Source organism: Devosia limi DSM 17137 (assembly GCF_900128975.1).
Taxonomy (GTDB): Bacteria; Pseudomonadota; Alphaproteobacteria; order Rhizobiales; family Devosiaceae; genus Devosia; species Devosia limi.
Window position 1 is genome coordinate 278852 of the sequence record NZ_FQVC01000004.1, and the last position, 18005, is coordinate 296856.

An 18005-nucleotide genomic window follows, 5' to 3' on the forward strand; every position below is an offset into this window, starting at 1 on the left:
GGCCGGACCTGTACTCTCTTGTGAGGAGCCCAAGCAATGGGTCTTACAACGTCGCTGAATAATGCCGTCTCGGGCTTGCGGACCAATCAGGATTCGCTCGATATCCTGAGCCGCAATATCGCCAATCAGGGGACGCCGGGCTATCACCGGCAGTCGCTGACCGTTGTCGACTACAATTCACAGTCGTCCAGCTATGCCCGCACCGTTGGGGTCGAGCGGGCCTTCAATTCGAGCCTGCAGACCTATTATACGCGGCAGGTGTCAGACACCGCCAATTCCGGCGTTCAGGCCAATTATCTCGATCGCCTGCAGGGCTTCCTGGGCAAGCCGGGTTCGGCCAATTCGCTCGATACCGTCTATGGCAAGCTGCAGAATTCGCTGAAGAGCCTTTCGACCAGCCCTGACGACTACACCGTGCGCGCGCAGGTCGTGGCGCAGGCCCAGTCCATGGCCGAGACCCTCAACCGGCTCTCCAACAATATCCAGGGCATGCGGCAGGAGACGGAGGGGCAGATTGCCGCCAACGTCCACAATCTGAACGGCATGATGTCGTCGTTGCAGGAGGTCAATGCGCGTCTGCTCGATCTGGGCATGACCGATACCTCGCGCTCGGCCTTGCTGGATCAGCGCGATCGCCTGGTGTCCTCTGTTGCAGAGTTGATCGACGTTCGCGCCGACTACCGCCCCGATGGCACCGTTGCGCTGATGACCCGTTCGGGCGTCGGGCTGCTTGATGGCGGCGGCTCGACTTTCAGCTTTGAAAGCGCTGGTTCGCTGGCGGCGACCTCTGAATTCGATCACAATCCGGACGCCAGCAAGGTCGGCCGGCTGCTGCTGACCACGCCATCGGGCCTGCAGGTTGATCTGGTGTCTGAAGGCGTGCTGCAGGGCGGCGAGCTGGCGGGCCTGATCACGCTGCGCGACAAGACCCTGGTGGAAGCGCAGTCGCAGCTCGATGAGATCGCTGCCGGGCTGGCCCAGGCGTTCTCGACCGTACAGACGCCGGGTACGGAGATCGCCGGCGGTTTCTCCAGCGACCTGTCGGGGATGGCGGCGGGCAATGACCTGCTGCTCAAGATCAAGGTTGGCGGCGTCGAGCAGAACGTCAAGATCGTCAACACCACCGAGCCTGGCGTTGACTATCGGGACGCTGCCGGTAATCGCGTCATCGGTGTCAACATGGATGCCGGCGCTGCCGCAGCATCGGCCCAGCTGCAGCTGGCGTTCAACACGCCAAGCGCTGCGGGGCCGGCTCTGGGCATTACCGTCAATGCCAATGGCAATGCGCTCGAGTTCACCGGTGACAGCAATATTGAAATTGCCGGGCTGACCAAGCGTGCGACCTCGCAGGGATTGCAGGGTGACGGGCTCGCCATGTCCCTGTTCGTCGATGGGGGCAATGCCTTTACCAACAGCATCAATGGCAATCCGCCGCAGAAGCTGGGCTTTGCTGCACGTATTTCGGTCAACCCGGCCGTCATCGCCGACAACCGCCTGCTGGTGCAGGACAAGGCCGGCCAGACGCTGGGCAATGCCGATCGCGCCAATTACCTGGTCGATCAGCTGGCCAATATGAAATTCGCCACCGGCGGCGATGGCTCGGTCAACAACGGCCGGTTCCAGATGACCGGCAATCTGAACGACGTGATCAACCAGGTCATCAATTTCCAGGGGTCTTCGATCAACGCAGCCCTGACCAGGCGCGATGACCGGCAGCTGACGCTCGACACGGTGATCCAGCAGATGGATTCCGAGTACGGGGTCGATGTGAACTCGGAAATGGCCCGGCTGATGGAGCTGCAGAACTCATACTCGGCCAATGCGCGGGTGGTTTCAGTGGTCAAGGAATTGCTCGACGCCCTGTTTGGCGCCGTTTAGGGAGCACGTAGATGATCGTCAACAAGTCGATGTATCCGATCCAGACCGGATTCTCCGTCATCTCCCAGATGCAGGACAAGATGGCGACGCTGCAGATGCAGCTGGGCACCGGGGCCAAGTCGCCAACCCTGGCCGGCATGGGCCGCGACCTGCCGCTGTCGCTGAGCGTGCGTCAGCGCCTCGATCGTATCGAAGGGTTCTCGGCCAGTATCGAGACCGTCAACCTGCGCCTGAGCTTTCTCGACAAGACCCTGTCGCGCTTCGACAAGATCGAGGGCGAAGCCCGCAATTCGGCCATTCAGGGCCAGTACGGCACCGGCAATATCAACATGGCGACCTTGCCGGACCTGTCCCGGGCCCGGTTCGACGAAATTGTCACCATGCTGAATTCGGAAGTGGCCGGCCGCTACCTGTTCGGTGGCGCCGCGACCGATGCGCCGCCGCTGCCCAATACCAATGAACTGCTCGAAGGGGCAGGGGGCCGCGCCGGCTTCAAGACCGTGGTCAGCGAGCGCAAGGCCGCCGATCTCGGTGCCAATGGCTATGGCCGCGTCAATACCGGCATTGCCGGTGGCACGGTGACCCTTGGCGAGGACGGGGTGCACCCGTTCGGGCTCAAATTGTCCAATATCTCGACCACCGCCGCCAATACCTCCGTGACCTACACTTCGCCGGCCGCCACCAATCCGCCGACGGCCAAGAATCTGAGCGTGACCTTTGCGCCGGCTCCGGCCGAGCAGATCAGGGCCGGCGAATCCGTAACCATGGGCTTCACGCTGCCCGACGGCACCGAGACCCAGATAACGCTGCGCGCCACCACCGATAACCCGCCGGGCGCGGGCGAGTTCACTATCGGCACCGACGCCGATGCGACTGCCGCCAATTTCAAGGGTGCGCTCGAGACCCGGCTGACCCAGGTCGGCGGCTCCGAGCTGGCCGGGGCGTCGGTCTATGAGGCGAGCGAGAACTTCTTCAACGGCGCCGGCGAGCCGGTGCTGCGCGTTTCGGGCAATCCAGCCACGTCCCTGCGCGTTGGCACCGAGGCCGACACCGTGATGTGGTATCGCGGCCAGAGCCCGGCAATTGCTGCCGAGGGGCTGGGGCGGCTGGGGATTGCCACCAACGCCAATGCAGTCACGCTGGCGGAAGATGCCCCGGTCTCGCCCAAGCATGGCTTCCAGCTGACCGATGTGAGCCTGTCGACGGCCAACATCACCACTGCCCACACCGCGACCGATCCGAGCAGCATAGCGGTGACTTTCGCCAATGTGCCGGCCGAAGACGAAGCCGTCACCATGACGCTGACCAAGCCGGATGGCACCAGCAGCACCCTGACGCTGACGGCGGTTAGCGGGACGCCCGGCCCGGGCCAGTTCCGCATCGGTGGCGATGTCAACAGCACGGCCGCCAACTTCTCCACCGCGCTCAATGCCAGCGTCACCATTGCTGCCAAGGCCGCCGAGGGCAATCCGCGCCAGAGCGTCACCGCCCAGATCGATGACAGCACCAGCACGGCCTATGGCATGCAGGGCAATGAAGACGGGTTCCTGCGCATGGTGCGCTCGCTTGGCGCCATGTCTGTCGAGACCTATCCGGACAGCGACCCCAATGCCAAGGGGCGCTTTGACGCCATGGCGACGCGCCAGCATTCCCAGCTGTCGGAAGCGCACAATTCCAAGCGCGGCTCGATCGAGATCCTGACCATGGAACTGGGTATTGCCCAGGGCTCGCTCGAGAATACCGCCAAGCGCCACACCGACTACAAGTCGCAGCTGGACAACCTGTTGAGCGATGTCGAAACGGTCTCCAAGGAAGATGTCTCCATGGAAATCCTGGCGCTGCAGACCCGCATGCAGGCCAGTTACCAGGTGACCGCCATGGTCAGCAAACTGAGCCTGGCGAACTACCTGTAAGAGGCAAAACCAGTCGGGCGCCGCATCAGGCAACGCCCCTCACTCGCCCCAAGCGGGTCGCCCTCTCCTCCAGGACGCGCGATACGGACAACAAAAAAGCCCCCGATCTGCATCGGGGGCTTTTTGTTGCAATGAGGTGCCTCAGGCGGGCATTGAGCGCAGGCCGGCGGCGATCTGGCGATTGATGTTGATCATGCCGTCCAGGGTCTGCGGCGCGGGTTCGATCATCATTTCGCGGGTCTGGTTCAGCACGAACAGGCCGAGATTGACGATGTTCTGGCGGGTCTGGGCCGGCAGCGGATTATCCGCGCCATTGGCCGAGCTCATGAAGATGGTCCAGAGCTTGCGGTTGAAGGTCAGGGCAGGCGGCAAAAGGTCGAAATCGGTGGGCCAGGTGTCGCGGATCGCCTGCAACCGGGCTGCGGCCTTGATCAACAAGGCGGCTTCGCGCTCTCGCGGCGATTCAGTCGCCTTGGCTGTCTGCTGATAGGCGAGTGCCCCGTGATGCTGCATTTGCAATCAGATCCTCTTCGAACTGGATCAGCTGTTTGGCCGACTTCAGAGCTTTGTATAAGGCCCCAGTTAAGATGTCGTTATTGATCCTATCAACGATTGCCGTACTCGAGGGCGCTGCCGTGACGATGTCGTTAATCAGCGAAAAATACTCGCTGCGCAGAATGTCGGTATTGTTCTCGATGTACATGATCTGGACGGCCAGATAGACGCGCTTGGCCGGGGTGTCGGCGGTCGCTGGCGTCAGGATATCCTTCTCGCGCAGGATGGGCGCCTGGCCCTCGATAAACAGCCGTGTACGCTGGTCGGAATTGGTGATGATGCAATTGCCCACCAACAGCTTTTCACCCGGCTTCAGTTCGACCTTGAGCGCCATTCGGCCCGCCTCCGGATTGAATCACTTCGCGGCGAGTGTAACCCACTGCGCGTGTACGCGAAAAAAGAAAAAGGCGGGCCGGGGCCCGCCTTTTCCAATCTGTGGCTAAGCCGCTATTAGCGGAGCAGCTGCAGCACGCCCTGATCGGCCTGGTTGGCCATCGACAGGGTCGAGGAGGCCAGCGACTGACGGGTCTGGAGAGCCATCATGTTGGCAGCTTCCTGGTTCATGTCGGCCAGGGTCAGGTTGCCAGCACCGGTTTCCAGGGTGTTGATCATCGACTTGGTGAAGTCCTGACGGTTCTGAACGATCGAGAGGTTCGAACCGAAGGCCGAAGCCTGCGAACGGACCGAGTTCAGACCGGCCTTAACTTCGTCCAGAAACTTGTCGATGCCGGCATCGCTGTCGAGATCGGCAGCGGTCAGGGTGGTGGTCAGCTTCAGGGTGCCGGCGTTGACTGCCTCTTCACCCTTGGTCTGGATGTCGATCGAGGAGGTGCCGGTTTCGTTGAAGGTGATCTTCAGCTTGTCGCCACGCAGCAGGTTGATACCGTTGAACGAAGCATCGTCCGACAGCTTGTCGAGCTGGTCGCGCAGTTCGTTGAACTGGTTGGCCAGATCCGAACGAACCTTGTTACCGTCGATCTTGTTGGCGCCGGTCGAGGTGCCATCGATCACGCCAGTGCTCGAAACACCACCAAGGTTGAGTTCCTGAGTCGACAGGTTCTCGATGCGCAGCTTGCCGTTGTCGTTCGAAGCGCGCAGCTTGCCCTTGAGGCCAGCGTGGTTGTTCACTTCGTTGACCAGCTGATCGACGCTCTTGGAGGCGGCGGCAGTGGCAGGAACTTCTGGAGTACCCGGAACTGCCGGGGTACCAGGAACAGCGGCGGAACCGGCGACGGTTGCCGGGGTGCCCATGATTGCTGCAGTAGTGCCGTTCCCGTTGCCGCCAGCGTCGGCGATCGAAATGCCAGTACCAGCGGCATTCTGCAGGCGAAGTTCGCCACCATCGACGTCGGCAACGGTCGAACCGACAGCAGTGTTGATCTTTCCGGCGGCGGCGGCGGCGTCGTCCCCGTCGGCGAGGGTGACGTTGAAGTCAACTCCAGCAACGGTAACGGTGACGTCACCGGCCGTCACAGCGGTAAGGTCAGCACCGCCAACACCAGTCACCGAAGAGGTAACAGCGGGAGTGCCTGGGACCGCAGGCGTGCCGGGAACCGCGGGGGTGCCTGCGGTTGCTGCTGTGCCCAGAGCGATGGTGATCGGTGTTGCGCCAATGGAGCCACCGTCGAACGAGATGCTCTCGGCATCGGTCAGGTTCGGCCCGATTTCGAGCGATGCCGTCTGGAACGACTTGTCCTGGCGAGCCTGGCGCAGGGTCGACTGCATCGATTCCAGGTTCTTGGTGATGGCGGACAGGCCATTGTCAGCAGCTTCGATGGTCTTGATGCCGTTAGCCATCGAGTCCATCAGGTTGTTCAGGTCACCGGCGCGGCTGTTCAGCGAAGCAGCGGTGAAAAAGTTGGTTGGGTTGTCCAGTGCCGAGTTGACCTTGTTGCCCGTCGAGAGACGGTCCTGGGTCTTGGCCATCAGCGTCGCCGTATTCTGCAGCGACGAGAGGTTGGAACGGACGGCTTTGGAAAGATTGATATCGGCCATTTATGGCATCCTTTTCTAGGAGTCGATTACGAAACGCCTCTTCCTGAGACATCGAAATCCTTGCCAGACAGGTCATAAGGATTCGTTAAATCCATGTCGGATTCTTGCACCGACTTTGTTGGTATCGCCGGTTTGCGAATAGCAAAAAGCCCCGGAAACCGGGGCTCTGGCTTGTTTGTGGCAGGAAGTGCCTCGTGACGGTGCGTTAACTAGACGACGAGGTCGCGCAGCCGCAGTTCGGACTCGGGGGGAATCGGGGCATTGCCGATGCGCAGGAACAATTCGTCCAGGGTTTCAGGGCGCGGGGGCAGATTGCCGGCAATCACCGCGGCGGCAAACATCGAGCCAGCCGGGGCGGGGGGCGGCGGAGCGGGCCGCTCCTGTTCCTGGCGGGAACCGTCGCGCTTGGGGAAATTGTCGCCGGTTTCCGGGCTGCTCGGCGCCGGTGGAGCACTGTCAGGCAACAGGGCGCGGTCGCCGGTCTGATGGCGTGATCGCAAGTCGCCCATATTGGCATTTCCCGGCGATACGGGATCGATGGCGTAGACCATGACGCTGTCCTAACCTGGCACCAATGCCGTCCGCAGGATAGGACAGCCAGAATTTCTGTCAACTTGCGCAAGTTGATCCAGTTTTCGTCAAATTGCGGCAAGTCTAAAGCGCGCGATTGACGGCAATGCCGCGGGCAGAACTGGATGGATCGTTAGCAATCGTGCCGGCCCGTCCGTAAACGTGGGTGCGCTCTTTCTGGCCGACAACTTTGGCGACGTCGGTGAGCAAGTCTTCGGTGACCGTGCGGGCAGTTGCCAGGACGCGCAGATTTTCCGCCATCTGGGTGGCAAGGCTTTCATGGCCGTTGCGCAGGCGATCGACGGCGCTGGGGGCTTCCTGCTTGAGTCGCTCCGTCTGGCGCTGCACCGAGCGGGCCAGCACCACATAGTCCTGGGCCAGCCGCGCCTTGTCGGGCGTGAGAATGCTGGCCTGGCGCATATGGCCGGCGCGCAGCAGCGTGGTTTCCTGGTTCATCACATCGACCAGCGCGGTGAGCGCGGATTCGGCGCGCGCGCATAGTTCGGTGGCCGGCAGGGTGTCGAGGGCGGCAAGGCGGGCTGCGGCGGTCATTTGGCTGAATATCCCTTGAGAGATGAACTGGATTGGGTTGCGAAGGGCTGGTTCTGGGCTGCTTCCTGCAGCGCCATCAGGTCGCCCATGATCTGGTCGGCAATGCCGAGGCCGCCGTTCTGGGCCATGGTGGCCGCAAGCTGTTCGGTCTGCATGGAGCGCCAGGTCTCCTCGCCGAAGCCGCCGCCGAACGGTCCGTCGCTTTTGACGCCGGCAAACATTTCCTTGACCAGGGTATTGAGGAACACGCCCTCGAATTCCTCGGCCTGCTGGCGCACACGGGCGACCTGCGATGGCGAGAGCGACGAGGCTGGAAGGCCGGAGGTGATGTTCATCACAGCACCTCGATTTCTGCCTGAAGGGCGCCCGTAGCCTTGATGGCCTGCAGGATGGCGATCAGGTCGCGCGGGGAGATGCCCAGAGCATTGAGGCCATCGACCAGTTGCTGCAGCGTCACCGATTCCTCCACCACGGCGAGCGCAGTATCGCGCTGGGTCACGTCGAGTGTGGTATTGGGCTCGACTGCGGTGACGCCGCGGCTGAACGGGGCCGGCTGCACGACGGTGGGGTTCTCGGCAATGGTCACGGTCAGGTTGGATTGTGCAACGGCGACCGAGGAGACGCGCACGTCCTTGCCCATGACGATGATGCCGGAATTCTCGTCGATGACGATCTTTGCTGTCTGATCGGTCTGGACGATCAGCTGTTCGATATCGGTCAGCAGGTCGACAATATTGCCATTGAAGCCACGGGGCAGGGTGAGGCGCACGGTGGCCGGGTCTTCCGGTGTCGCAGTAGGGGTGCCGATGAAGTCATTGATGGAGAGCGCGATGCGGCGGGCGGTGGTCAGGTCCGGGTTGCGCAGGGCCAGGCGAAGCGAAGTCTGGGCGCCGAGGTGAAACTCGATCTCGCGCTCGATCAGCGCGCCCGAGGAAATGCGGCCGGTCGTGGGGACGCCGGAAATGACGGTGGCGGCATCACCCGAGGCCTTGAAGCCATTGATACTGACCGGGCCCTGGGCGATGGCATAGACCTCGCCATCGGCTCCGAGCAGCGGAGTGACCAGCAGCGTGCCGCCCTGCAGGCTGCCCGAATCCCCGAGTGCGGCGACCGAAACGTCCATCCGCGAGCCCTGGGTGGAGAAGGCGGGCAGGTTGGCGGTGACCATGACGGCGGCGACATTGGCCGTGCGGACATTCTCACCGGCGGTATTGACGCCCAGCCGTTCGAGCATGGATTGCAGAGATTGCTTGGTGAACGGGGAATTGTTGAGGCTGTCGCCGGTGCCGTTAAGCCCGACCACCAGGCCATAGCCGACCAGCTGGTTGTCGCGGACGCCTTCGATGTCGACGATATCCTTGATGCGCGCCGTCGCTGCATTGGCTGTCGTTGCCGGTGCCAGGATCATTGCGGTGCCGATCAGCCCCGCCATCAGGATTCGCCAGATTGAAATGCGCATCGTCATCCCCGTTACTGGCCGCGCCATCCCCATGGTGCAGCCGTCGGGTGTTGCATTGCGAAAATCGTGCCAGATGCGATTGCCGTCGGTTAAGACATTGAAAATAAGTGATTAATTTTGGCGTCTGGACGGCTTCGGTGGTGTCCTCTGCGCTGGGGATGGGGTGGGTGAGCAATTCTTGCCGGGCTCGTTAAGGTCCTGTTAACTGGTGGCGGCAGATTTTGCCGGTATCGCCGCCCATGATTTGAGTCTCATCGCCTTGCGCATCGACAGCACCAAAAGCACAAATGCAGTGAACGGCCGCAGCAATGCGGGCCGGACAGGCAACGGTGCAGCTTTCCAGCCGATTGGTGGCGAGACACCCGCGCGGGTTGCCGGCACGGCGCCGATGACGGCTCCCGCAGAACTGAGTTCGCTCCTGGCGCTGCAGGGTGTCGAGGATCCGCTGCAGGGCCGCAAGAAGCGGGCCGTCGCCCGTGGGACCGATCTGCTGGATAGCCTGGATGACGTGAAGGCGGACCTGCTGGTGGGCCGGGTGAGCGAAGACCGACTCAGCCAGCTGATGAGCCTGCTTTCGGAGGCGCGCGAGCAGTCGATGCCCGGGCTGGATGCTTTGCTCGATGACATCGAGCTGCGGGTGCGGGTAGAACTCGCCAAGTTCGGCCGCTATCCCGCCTGATAATTCTCGTTTTTTGCCAAGACGTTAGCGCTCCATAGATTGAAGATGGGGCTGTCGTCACTTTCACATGTTCATCGTGCATGCTTTGCGCGCTTGCCCATGGAGTTGTGCGCGCATATATAGGCCGCCTTAGGGGTGCATTGGAGTTGAGTCTGCTAATGTCTTCGGTAGTTGACCTTGTTGAATATCGGCCCAGTGACGACGAGCCGTTTATGAATCCGCGCCAGCGCGAATATTTCAGATCCAAGCTAAATGCCTGGAAGGACGATATTCTCCGCGAAAGCCGTGAAACCCTCGAAAATCTGCAGGAAGAAAGCCAAAATCATCCAGATATGGCTGATCGGGCGTCATCGGAAAGTGATCGCTCGCTGGAACTGCGCACGCGTGACCGGCAGCGTAAGTTGATCTCCAAGATCGATGCTGCCATCAAGCGTATCGAGGACGGGACTTACGGCTTCTGCGAAGAAACTGGCGATCCGATCGGGATTGCCCGTCTCGATGCCCGCCCGATTGCAACCCTGAGCCTTGAGGCCCAGGAAATGCATGAACGGCGCGAGAAGGTGTATCGCGACGAATAGAGGCATTTCGCTGTAGCGGCGAGGAGTGCTACCGCTGCAGGGAATTGGCTTCTTTCGCTCAGGAAAATTGCAAGGGTCCGCAGTCATGCGGGCCCTTTTTCGTTCCGGCAAAGGCCGATAGCGCGCATGCTGCATCACCGCATCGGTGGCGCAGGGTGAAACGCCATGCCTAGTTTCTGGACGTGGTGCCATTACCCGGGGCAGCGAGACAGGCTAGGTTTGGCGATCGAGGACTGGCTTTGGAGCGACCAAGATGCGCAAGACGTTCGCTGGGTTTATGAGTGCCCTGTTCATGCTGATCGGCCTGCTATCCGGCCCGGTCATGGCGCAGGAACCGTTTGTGCTGGTGCCTGACCAGCCGGGTGGTGGTGGCGTGGCGGTCAATGGCTGCTTCCGGGCCGATCGGGACCTGTTCGGACCCTATCGGCTGACTTTCTGCCTGGAGCGGCGCGGCACCTACCAGATCCGTGGTGGCGGGGTGCGTTGCGACGGGCGTCTGGATTTCGACGTTCGTCGGCGTGACATCTTCATCGACCTGCACCGGACGTCCTGTGGCAATGGCGTTGCCTGGGAGGCTGCAGCGATTGATTGCAGCCCAATCGGTGGTGTCGGCGTTGGTGGACGGGTGATCGTGCCGGATGTGCCGGTGCTGTCGAGCCTGCGTTGTACCTATCATCCGACAGTGCGTGGCGTCAGTTCGCGGACTTTCAACGCGCACCGCATCTAGGCGTGCCCAGTAACCTGCTGCCAAGGAGAACACCATGAATGCATCCAAGATCGTCCGCAGCCTGATTGCCGCCGTGGTTCTGGCACTGGGGGCCGCGAGCGTGCCTGCGGCGCTGGCGCAGCAACCGTTCGTGCTGGTGCCCGATGGCCCTGGCGGGGGCTCGGCGAACCGCGCCGTGGCGACGACCAACCTGAACGTGCGCAGCGGCCCGGGGCCCAACAATCCTGTGGTCCATGTCCTGCAGCGTGGCGAGGAAGTCGATGTCCTGCGGTGTTCCAATGGCTGGTGCCTGGTGGAAAGCCGCGGGCCAACCGGCTGGGCAGCCCGCAATTATCTGCGCGATATCATTCAGACGGGTCCAGGACCGCGTCCGCCCGTGGTGCAGCCGCCGGTCATTCGTCCGCCCGTCAGTCAGAGCAATGTCTGCTTCTTCGACCAGCCCAATTTCCGCGGCCGCAGTTTCTGTGCCTGGCCGGGCGACAGCGAAGCGCGCCTGGGGTCATGGGGTGATCGCATTATGTCGGTGGAGGTCAATGGCCGTGCTGCAGTCGACATCTGTGCATCGCGCAATTTCCGCAATTGCACTTTCTTCGACCGTGACGTGCCAGTGCTGAACCGCATGTTGCAGAACAATGTCGGCTCCTATCGCGTGCTCCGCTAAGCTCTGAGCGAGCACCGCGCGGTGCTCGCTCAATCTCACTCTTCGAGAGCTCTCGACCTCTGGCTATTCCCGGAGGACCGGCGCTAATTCTACCTATTGGCCTTCCCGCAAGGATGCATCTCGGCGGTCACAGGGCTCCGAGCCGAATTTCTCGCGTGAGGCCAATATTTTGGAGAAACGCCTTGTCGTGGCTAACCACCAATAGCGCCCCGTCATAGGCCTGCAGTCCCGCCTCGACTGCCTGGATAGCCCCGATATCGAGATGGTTGGTCGGCTCGTCGAGGATCAGCAGGTCGGGCGGCGCAGACCCGCCAATGGTCGAGGCCAGTCCTGCCCGCAACATTTCCCCGCCGCTCAGGCTCCCTACCACTTGCAGCGCCGCATCGGCGCGGAACATGAAGCGGGCGAGGGCGGCCCGGCAGGCATTCTCGTCATCGTCAGGATTAAGTGCCCGGAAATTGTCGCGAATGGTCAGGTGAGGATCGAGCAGGCTGATAGTCTGGTCGAGCAGGGCAAAGCGCCCGTTGATCCGCACCGCGCCGGCAATGGGCGTCAGCTCCCCCGTCAGTAGCCGCAACAAGGTAGTCTTGCCTGCGCCATTGGGACCGGTGATCGCCACCCGTTCCGGCCCGATGATGGAAAAGCTCAGATTGCGGATGATCGGCTGGTCCGGCACTGGCCCGCCGGTCAGGCCATCAACCTGCAGCACCGTTCGTCCGGCGGGCAGCTTCGTGCTGGCCAGCTTGACCGAAAGCGGCGTCAGCACTTCGACTTGCGCGCGGGCTTCGCCTGCCGCCTCCGCCGCTTCGGCTCGTTGCCGGCTGGCCAGGCGGGCGTTTTCGCCGCTGGTCTTTTCGGCATTGTCCTTGCGCGCATTGAGCAGGATCTTGGGCATGTCACCACGGTCGCGCTTGCGCTGTCCGGCGCCATCGCGGCGGGCCTGGCGCTCGACGGTCTGCTGTGCCTTGCGGTCGATCTCGCCCACTTTGCGCTCGGCGATGGCGAGGCCATGTTCGGCGGCGGCGAGTTCGAGGGCCTTGCGTTCGCTATAATGGTCCCAATTGCCGCCATAGGTCTTGGCGCCGAGCGTCGTCAGTTCGACGATAGCGTCCATTTCCCGTAACAGTTCACGATCATGGCTGACCACGATGGCGCCGCCGCGCCACTGGCGCAGCAAGCCGGCCACCGCGGCCCGGCCATCACTATCGAGATTGTTGGTCGGTTCATCGAGCAGGATCATGTCGGGCTGGTTGAGCAGCAATGCCGCCAGCGCCAGCCGTGTGCGTTGCCCGCCGCTAAAGCTCGATAGCGGGCGGTCAGGGGGCGATTGCGGCAGGTCGAGCTGATCCAGCGCTGCTTCGATGCGCGAGGGCAGGGTCCAATCGGCCTCGCCGGCGTCATCGACGCTGCCGATACCGGCTGCAAGCCGATCAAGTCGCGCCAGGCCATCGGCAACGCCAAGCAGGTCGGCCAAGGTTTGATTGTCGTCCACCTGCACCGACTGGCTGAGCACGCCGAGCGTGCCGCCAAATGTGATGCTGCCTTCAAGCGGCTGCAACTCACCGGCGATCAGGCGCAGCAGGGTGGATTTACCCGTGCCATTGCGGCCGATCAGGCCAGTGCGGTTGGGACCGAAAGCAAGGTCGAGGCCGCTGAACAGGGGGGCATTGTCAGGGGTGCGATAGGTGAGATTTTGGAGTGTAACCGAAACAGGCATGGGCGGATTCCAGATGGGCGATGCGGGTGAGGCCGTCGATCATCGAGAGTTCCATTGGGTACCGTCCTGCTGGTGCTGCGGATGCGCCATACATAGTGGCCAACACTATTGTGTCAAGTTTTGCTGATCGCGGGAATGTTATCCGCAAGGGGCTTTTGCCCGGCCGCTGTGGCCTGTGGGCGCTTTTCGTCCAAAATAGGACGCGCTAGGTCAGCAGTAATTAGGAAAGTGTTTGCTGCTTTCCGATACGTTCTAGTCACCTTAACAGACGGACTGCCCCAAAGTGTTTGATCAAGTTTCGCGCCGCGGTTTTTTGGCGCTCGTTCCGTTTGCCCTTGCTGCCTGCACGTCCAGCCGGACGATGCCGGGCTCGGGTGTTGCAGCGACCCCCTATGTCGATCCGATGTACCGCCAGATCTATGGCGATCTGCCGAATGAAACCTATCCGATTCCGGCGATCAACCCCGCGCTGATCAAGCCGGAGCTGTTGCGCCAGGTGGTGCCGTACCAGACTGCTGAAACCGCTGGTACCATCGTCGTCGATCCGGGTGCCAAGTTCCTGTACCTGGTACGGGGCGACGGCCAGGCCATGCGCTATGGTGTTGGCGTCGGCCGTGCCGGCTACGATTACACCGGTAATGCCACGGTCGGTCGCAAAGCACCCTGGCCGCGTTGGACGCCGACGCCGACGATGATCCGCGAAGATCCCGAGAAGAACGGCCCCTGGGCCAAGGGCATGGAGCCGGGGCTGGGCAACCCGCTCGGGGCGCGGGCGCTGTATCTCTACAATAATGGCCGCGATACGCTCTATCGCATCCATGGCACCAATGATCCGCACTCGATCGGTCTGTCACTTTCGAGCGGCTGCGTGCGTCTGTTCAATCACGACATCATCGATCTCTATGGGCGCGTCACCGTGGGCTCGAAAGTTGTGGTGCTCAATACCGGCATTCCGGCGCCGAACGGCCTCGGCTATATCTGATGCAATAGAAACGGGGCCTTCGGGCCCCGTTTGTTTTTGGGTGATTGTTTGGCGTGGGCTTTTGGCCTTTGGTGATGGCTGCGCCTCCCGCTGGACCCGCTAACACGACTTCACCCGATAAGCCCCAATCCCTCCCGACCGTCATCACCCGGCTTGTCCGGGTAATCCATCTTTGTGCGTGTGCGGAAGCGTGGACCACCCGGACAAGCCGGGTGGTGACGCGGTGGGTGGGAGGCTTGGGCTCGGCTCTGAGGCCCAGCATGCCGGCTGGCGTAGTGCGGTCGATGGGCGAGGTGTCGTTGGTAGCGGTGGTCGCCCGAGACACCGCTGCCCCAGTCAAAAAACCTAAAATCCAAACACCGTGGTGACGCTCGACTGGCCATTGCCGTTCTGGTCGCATTGGGCGTTGGTGTTCTGGCCAAACTGGAACAGGCCACAATTGTTGTTGTTGCCGTTCTGCTGGATGCTGCCTTCGTGGCCATTGCCCTCCTGCATGATCAGGCCGTGATTGCCCGAGCCGTTCTGGCCGATGCCGGCGGCATTGCCGAAGCCGTTCTGGCTGATATTGCCGCCGTTGGCGGACATGCCCTGGAACAGCGAGAACAGCTGCAGTCCGGTGCCCAAGGCCTGGGCTTCGTCGGGATCGGTGGGGGTGTAGCTCAGCGAGACCTGGCCGCCGGCATAGGCGGGGGCTGTGAGGGCAATGGCGCCCATGGTCACGGCAAGCAGGCTGGCAAGGGCGGTCTTTACGATCTTGGTGGTCATGGCGTCTCTCCTGATTGGTTTGGCGTTGCGGTGCGCTGGTTGTGTTCCAGCCGATGACCCCAATATGGCGGGGCTGGACTGAACCCATCCGGAGCGGTGCATTCACTTTCCATTCACGATTTTTCCGCCGTGCGCCGGGCATGGAAAAGGGGCTCCAGTCTCCCGGAACCCCCTCAGGCCGTTGATGTTTTCATGTCAGCGCAGGTCGTTGATATCCATGTCGCAGGTTACCGCGACACCATTGGCCGTTATGGCGAGTTCGGCATCGTAATTGGCGCCGCTATTGAGCGTCATCTTGCCGAGCACGACCGGATCATTGGCGGCGGCGGTGAAGGCACCGCCCTGACTGACCTGCGAACTGCCGCCGGGGCCCCTGGCCTGAACGCGGAATTGATAGGACCCGTCGACCGGCACGCTGGACAGCATCTTGCCCTCGATCGAGAGCATGCCGCTTTCGGTCTTTTCGGCGATGCCGCATTGCACGGGGCCGGCATTATTGGTGCCGGCAAAGCCGGTGGTGGCAGCGATGCCGACCAGAGCGAGGCCGAGCAGCGCGGGCATAACAAAGCGGTTTGTCTTGGTCATCTGATCATCTCCTGAATTGAGTGAGGCAGGCCGGAAGGGGCTGCCCTCCGGCCGGTTGCGGCTCACATTGGGGATCAGGGGCAGGCCTGGACGAAGGCGGCGACATTGCCGGCGCCTGCCTGATTGACATTGGCATTGCAGCCATTGCCGACCTGCACGCCTGCCGCGATATTGCCGCTGCCGTCCTGGGTCAGGATGGCATTGTGATTGGCGCCGAACTGGCCAACGCCGGCGGCATTGAAATCGCCGTTCTGCCAGGTGTCGGCATAGTTGTTGACGCCCTGCTGGCCGATGGCGCCGACATTGCCGTCGCCGAACTGCTGGCCGACAGCTTCGTTGAAGGCGCCGTTCTGGTCGACGCCGATGACATTGCCATTGCCGAACTGGGCGCCGCCGGCCGAATTGGCCCAGCCCCACTGGTTGAGGAACACGTCATTGGCCATGGCCGGAGCGGCGGTGATGGCGATGATGGCGGCGACGGCACTGGTGATGATGAGCTTGCGGGTCATTGATCTCTCTCCTGTTTGGCTGCGCTCCCTCCGAGCGCTTCTTGCCGATGACATGAGGAGTAGACTCAGGTGCCCGAACCGGGGCTGAAGCCGCAGTTCAGAATGCGTTCATCGTATTGGCGTGGTCGTTGATGTGGCGTTGTGGAGGCGTCGGGGACCGCGTTTGAGGGTGGGAGCTCGGCATCACCTCCTGAGTCCGTCATTGCCCGGCTTGTCCGGGCAATCCATCTTCGGCGCGGCGGAAGGTGGACCACCCGGACAAGCCGGGTGGTGACGATGGGGGAGGGATTGGGGACGAAAGGATCTGCGACCACAGACGCCCCGGAGTCGCCCGCCTTACCTACAGATAACGCTGCTTCAGGTGCGCCTTGAAGAAGTCGGCGTTGAGCGGTTCGCCGGTGGCGCGGGTGATCAGGTCGGGGGTGGAGAAGCGGCTGGCCTGGCTCCAGATATTGTCGCTGCGCCATTGGTTGATGCCGGAGAAATCCCCCTTGGCGATAGCGCCGCGAACGTTCGGCTGCGCCTTTTCCAGAGCGGCCCATTGCTGGGCGGCGATCATGGCGCCCAGGGTATAACTGGGGAAATAGCCAAAAGCGCCGCCGGGCCAGTGCACGTCCTGCATCGGGCCATCCTTGGGATCGTTGATGGTCGAAATGCCGAGATATTCGGTCATCTTGGCGTCCCAGGCCTCGGGGATCTGGCTGGCTTCGAGCTTGCCATTGACCAGCTCCTGCTCCAGTTCATAGCGGAGGATCACGTGGAGCGGGTAGGTGACCTCGTCGGCATCGACCCGGATATAGCCGCGCTCGACGAAATTGACCTGCGCCAGTACGTCCTCGATATCCCAGCCCGGAATCGCGTCTTCGCCCAGATGCAGGTGCACCAGCGGCAGGGCGAATTCCCAGAATTCGGGGCTGCGTGCCAGCTGCATTTCCACGAACAGGCTCTGGCTCTCATGGATGCCCATGCCGCGCGCCTTGCCCAGCGGCCAATGCGACCATGCCTTGGGCAGACCCTGCTCATAAAGCGCATGCCCGGTCTCGTGCAGCACGCCCATCAGCGAGGACAGGAACTCATCGGTGCGGTAGCGGGTCGTCATCCGCACATCGGTGGGCACGCCGCCGCAGAACGGGTGATGCGACACGGCCAGCGAGCCATGGGTGAAATCGAAGCCGACGGCGCGCATGGCGGCGAGGCCAAGTTCACGTTGCTTTTCAATCGGGTAGGGGCCATTGAGCGGCTTGATCGGGCGCTTGCTCAGGCGCTCTGCCTGAGCTTCCAGCGCCTCTGGCACAAAGCCTTTGAGGAAGCTCTTGAGGTCGGCGAACACTCCATCGAGCTCGGCTGTGCGGTTGCCGGGATCATACTGGTCCATCAGCGCGTCATAGGGTGCCAGCTTGAGCGCATCGGCGCGCAACTGCGCTTCTTCCCGCACCAGGGTGACAACGCCTTCCAGCGCGGGAAGGAAGCTGTCCCAATCGCCTTTGGCGCGCAGTTCGCGCCACAGCTGCTCGGAGCGCATGGTGGCGGCGGTGCGGCGCTCGACAAACTCGGTCGGCAGGCACGTGGCATTGATATATTGGCGCTTGAACTCGGCGAGCGCGCGTTGCTGGTCCTCGTTCTCGGGCTTTGCGGCCTCGATCCAGTCGGCGATTTCGGGAGCGGTGGCCTGGGCGTGATACATGCCGGCGAGGTTCGACATGGCTTCGGCGCGCTTCTCGCCGCCGCCGACGGCCATATGTGTGGCCTCGTCGGCACCGAGAATGGACAAGGCATGCTCCAGCGCTTCGAGCTTGCGGCCGAGATCATCAAGTTTGGCGAAAGACATTTGGACTCCTGCGGTTGTCCGAGATGTTCCACAGCTGGTCGCGGGTGAAAAG

The 18005-nt window shown here is 62.2% G+C and carries 19 protein-coding genes; 7 read left to right on the plus strand and 12 right to left on the minus strand.

What is annotated here, in order from left to right:
• Window positions 1-36 precede the first annotated feature (36 nt).
• Window positions 37-1878 carry a flagellar hook-associated protein FlgK gene (gene flgK / locus BUA69_RS08805; RefSeq protein ID WP_046134863.1) on the plus strand — a complete coding sequence of 614 codons (1842 nt, stop codon included), beginning with the start codon at window positions 37-39 and terminating at the stop codon, window positions 1876-1878.
• 11 nt (window positions 1879-1889) lie between these two features.
• Window positions 1890-3791 carry a hypothetical protein gene (locus BUA69_RS08810; RefSeq protein WP_046134862.1) on the plus strand — a complete coding sequence of 634 codons (1902 nt, stop codon included), beginning with the start codon at window positions 1890-1892 and terminating at the stop codon, window positions 3789-3791.
• A 141-nt stretch (window positions 3792-3932) separates the two neighbouring features.
• Here BUA69_RS08810 and flaF read toward each other — a convergent pair whose 3' ends face one another.
• The 7 genes from flaF to BUA69_RS08845 all read right to left on the minus strand — a co-directional run bounded on the left by flaF (window position 3933) and on the right by BUA69_RS08845 (window position 8895).
• Complete coding sequence (flaF, locus tag BUA69_RS08815) at window positions 3933-4304, minus strand: flagellar biosynthesis regulator FlaF (RefSeq protein WP_046134861.1); 372 nt, start codon at window positions 4302-4304, stop codon at window positions 3933-3935.
• On the minus strand, window positions 4255-4680 hold the full coding sequence (gene flbT, locus BUA69_RS08820; RefSeq protein WP_046134860.1) for a flagellar biosynthesis repressor FlbT: 426 nt from the start codon (window positions 4678-4680) through the stop codon (window positions 4255-4257). The genes flaF and flbT overlap by 50 nt, the downstream gene beginning before the upstream one ends.
• Window positions 4681-4796: 116 nt before the next feature.
• Window positions 4797-6341: a flagellin N-terminal helical domain-containing protein gene (locus tag BUA69_RS08825; protein WP_046134859.1), complete on the minus strand. Its 1545-nt coding sequence runs from the start codon at window positions 6339-6341 to the stop codon at window positions 4797-4799.
• A 209-nt stretch (window positions 6342-6550) separates the two neighbouring features.
• Window positions 6551-6892 (minus strand): hypothetical protein, encoded by a 342-nt coding sequence (locus BUA69_RS08830; protein ID WP_046134858.1) that lies wholly within the window; start codon window positions 6890-6892, stop codon window positions 6551-6553.
• Window positions 6893-6995: 103 nt separating this feature from the next.
• Window positions 6996-7463: a hypothetical protein gene (locus tag BUA69_RS08835; protein ID WP_052950486.1), complete on the minus strand. Its 468-nt coding sequence runs from the start codon at window positions 7461-7463 to the stop codon at window positions 6996-6998.
• On the minus strand, window positions 7460-7798 hold the full coding sequence (locus BUA69_RS08840; RefSeq protein WP_046134857.1) for a rod-binding protein: 339 nt from the start codon (window positions 7796-7798) through the stop codon (window positions 7460-7462). The genes BUA69_RS08835 and BUA69_RS08840 overlap by 4 nt, the downstream gene beginning before the upstream one ends.
• On the minus strand, window positions 7798-8895 hold the full coding sequence (locus tag BUA69_RS08845) for a flagellar basal body P-ring protein FlgI (RefSeq protein WP_211197780.1): 1098 nt from the start codon (window positions 8893-8895) through the stop codon (window positions 7798-7800). Before BUA69_RS08845 ends, BUA69_RS08840 begins: the two co-directional genes overlap by 1 nt.
• Before the next feature lie 286 nt (window positions 8896-9181).
• Between BUA69_RS08845 and BUA69_RS08850 the strand changes: the two genes are divergently transcribed.
• The 4 genes from BUA69_RS08850 (at window position 9182) to BUA69_RS08865 (ending at window position 11567) form a co-directional block, all read left to right on the plus strand.
• Window positions 9182-9601 carry a flagellar assembly protein FliX gene (locus BUA69_RS08850; protein WP_046135020.1) on the plus strand — a complete coding sequence of 140 codons (420 nt, stop codon included), beginning with the start codon at window positions 9182-9184 and terminating at the stop codon, window positions 9599-9601.
• Between the two features lie 158 nt (window positions 9602-9759).
• Window positions 9760-10179, plus strand: coding sequence for an RNA polymerase-binding protein DksA (gene dksA / locus BUA69_RS08855; protein ID WP_046134856.1), 420 nt, complete (start codon window positions 9760-9762; stop codon window positions 10177-10179).
• Window positions 10180-10432: 253 nt separating this feature from the next.
• Entirely contained in the window at window positions 10433-10906 is a 474-nt protein-coding gene (locus BUA69_RS08860; RefSeq protein ID WP_046134855.1) for a hypothetical protein, read from the plus strand.
• Window positions 10907-10940: 34 nt separating this feature from the next.
• Complete coding sequence (locus BUA69_RS08865; protein ID WP_052950484.1) at window positions 10941-11567, plus strand: SH3 domain-containing protein; 627 nt, start codon at window positions 10941-10943, stop codon at window positions 11565-11567.
• A 127-nt stretch (window positions 11568-11694) separates the two neighbouring features.
• Here BUA69_RS08865 and BUA69_RS08870 read toward each other — a convergent pair whose 3' ends face one another.
• Entirely contained in the window at window positions 11695-13284 is a 1590-nt protein-coding gene (locus BUA69_RS08870; RefSeq protein ID WP_046134854.1) for an ABC-F family ATP-binding cassette domain-containing protein, read from the minus strand.
• 283 nt (window positions 13285-13567) lie between these two features.
• Here BUA69_RS08870 and BUA69_RS08875 point away from each other — a divergent pair, with 283 nt between their 5' ends.
• Window positions 13568-14266: a L,D-transpeptidase gene (locus BUA69_RS08875; RefSeq protein WP_046134853.1), complete on the plus strand. Its 699-nt coding sequence runs from the start codon at window positions 13568-13570 to the stop codon at window positions 14264-14266.
• Window positions 14267-14611: 345 nt separating this feature from the next.
• Here BUA69_RS08875 and BUA69_RS08880 read toward each other — a convergent pair whose 3' ends face one another.
• From BUA69_RS08880 to BUA69_RS08895, 4 genes are all read right to left on the minus strand, one after another.
• Window positions 14612-15031 carry a hypothetical protein gene (locus BUA69_RS08880; protein ID WP_046134852.1) on the minus strand — a complete coding sequence of 140 codons (420 nt, stop codon included), beginning with the start codon at window positions 15029-15031 and terminating at the stop codon, window positions 14612-14614.
• Between the two features lie 195 nt (window positions 15032-15226).
• Entirely contained in the window at window positions 15227-15616 is a 390-nt protein-coding gene (gene csgH / locus BUA69_RS08885) for a curli-like amyloid fiber formation chaperone CsgH (RefSeq protein ID WP_052950483.1), read from the minus strand.
• A 74-nt stretch (window positions 15617-15690) separates the two neighbouring features.
• Window positions 15691-16125 (minus strand): curlin, encoded by a 435-nt coding sequence (locus tag BUA69_RS08890; protein WP_046134851.1) that lies wholly within the window; start codon window positions 16123-16125, stop codon window positions 15691-15693.
• 340 nt (window positions 16126-16465) lie between these two features.
• Window positions 16466-17953, minus strand: coding sequence for a carboxypeptidase M32 (locus BUA69_RS08895; RefSeq protein ID WP_046134850.1), 1488 nt, complete (start codon window positions 17951-17953; stop codon window positions 16466-16468).
• Window positions 17954-18005: the final 52 nt, after the last annotated feature.

Bases quoted from the DNA above. Each gene is read 5' to 3' on its own strand.
- flgK (WP_046134863.1), top strand. From the start codon at position 37: ATGGGTCTTACAACGTCGCTGAATAATGCCGTCTCGGGCTTGCGGACC.
- BUA69_RS08810 (WP_046134862.1), top strand. From the start codon at position 1,890: ATGATCGTCAACAAGTCGATGTATCCGATCCAGACCGGATTCTCCGTC.
- flaF (WP_046134861.1), bottom strand. From the start codon at position 4,304: ATGCAGCATCACGGGGCACTCGCCTATCAGCAGACAGCCAAGGCGACT.
- flbT (WP_046134860.1), bottom strand. From the start codon at position 4,680: ATGGCGCTCAAGGTCGAACTGAAGCCGGGTGAAAAGCTGTTGGTGGGC.
- BUA69_RS08825 (WP_046134859.1), bottom strand. From the start codon at position 6,341: ATGGCCGATATCAATCTTTCCAAAGCCGTCCGTTCCAACCTCTCGTCG.
- BUA69_RS08830 (WP_046134858.1), bottom strand. From the start codon at position 6,892: ATGGTCTACGCCATCGATCCCGTATCGCCGGGAAATGCCAATATGGGC.
- BUA69_RS08835 (WP_052950486.1), bottom strand. From the start codon at position 7,463: ATGACCGCCGCAGCCCGCCTTGCCGCCCTCGACACCCTGCCGGCCACC.
- BUA69_RS08840 (WP_046134857.1), bottom strand. From the start codon at position 7,798: ATGAACATCACCTCCGGCCTTCCAGCCTCGTCGCTCTCGCCATCGCAG.
- BUA69_RS08845 (WP_211197780.1), bottom strand. From the start codon at position 8,895: ATGGCGGGGCTGATCGGCACCGCAATGATCCTGGCACCGGCAACGACA.
- dksA (WP_046134856.1), top strand. From the start codon at position 9,760: ATGTCTTCGGTAGTTGACCTTGTTGAATATCGGCCCAGTGACGACGAG.
- BUA69_RS08860 (WP_046134855.1), top strand. From the start codon at position 10,433: ATGCGCAAGACGTTCGCTGGGTTTATGAGTGCCCTGTTCATGCTGATC.
- BUA69_RS08865 (WP_052950484.1), top strand. From the start codon at position 10,941: ATGAATGCATCCAAGATCGTCCGCAGCCTGATTGCCGCCGTGGTTCTG.
- BUA69_RS08870 (WP_046134854.1), bottom strand. From the start codon at position 13,284: ATGCCTGTTTCGGTTACACTCCAAAATCTCACCTATCGCACCCCTGAC.
- BUA69_RS08880 (WP_046134852.1), bottom strand. From the start codon at position 15,031: ATGACCACCAAGATCGTAAAGACCGCCCTTGCCAGCCTGCTTGCCGTG.
- csgH (WP_052950483.1), bottom strand. From the start codon at position 15,616: ATGACCAAGACAAACCGCTTTGTTATGCCCGCGCTGCTCGGCCTCGCT.
- BUA69_RS08890 (WP_046134851.1), bottom strand. From the start codon at position 16,125: ATGACCCGCAAGCTCATCATCACCAGTGCCGTCGCCGCCATCATCGCC.
- BUA69_RS08895 (WP_046134850.1), bottom strand. From the start codon at position 17,953: ATGTCTTTCGCCAAACTTGATGATCTCGGCCGCAAGCTCGAAGCGCTG.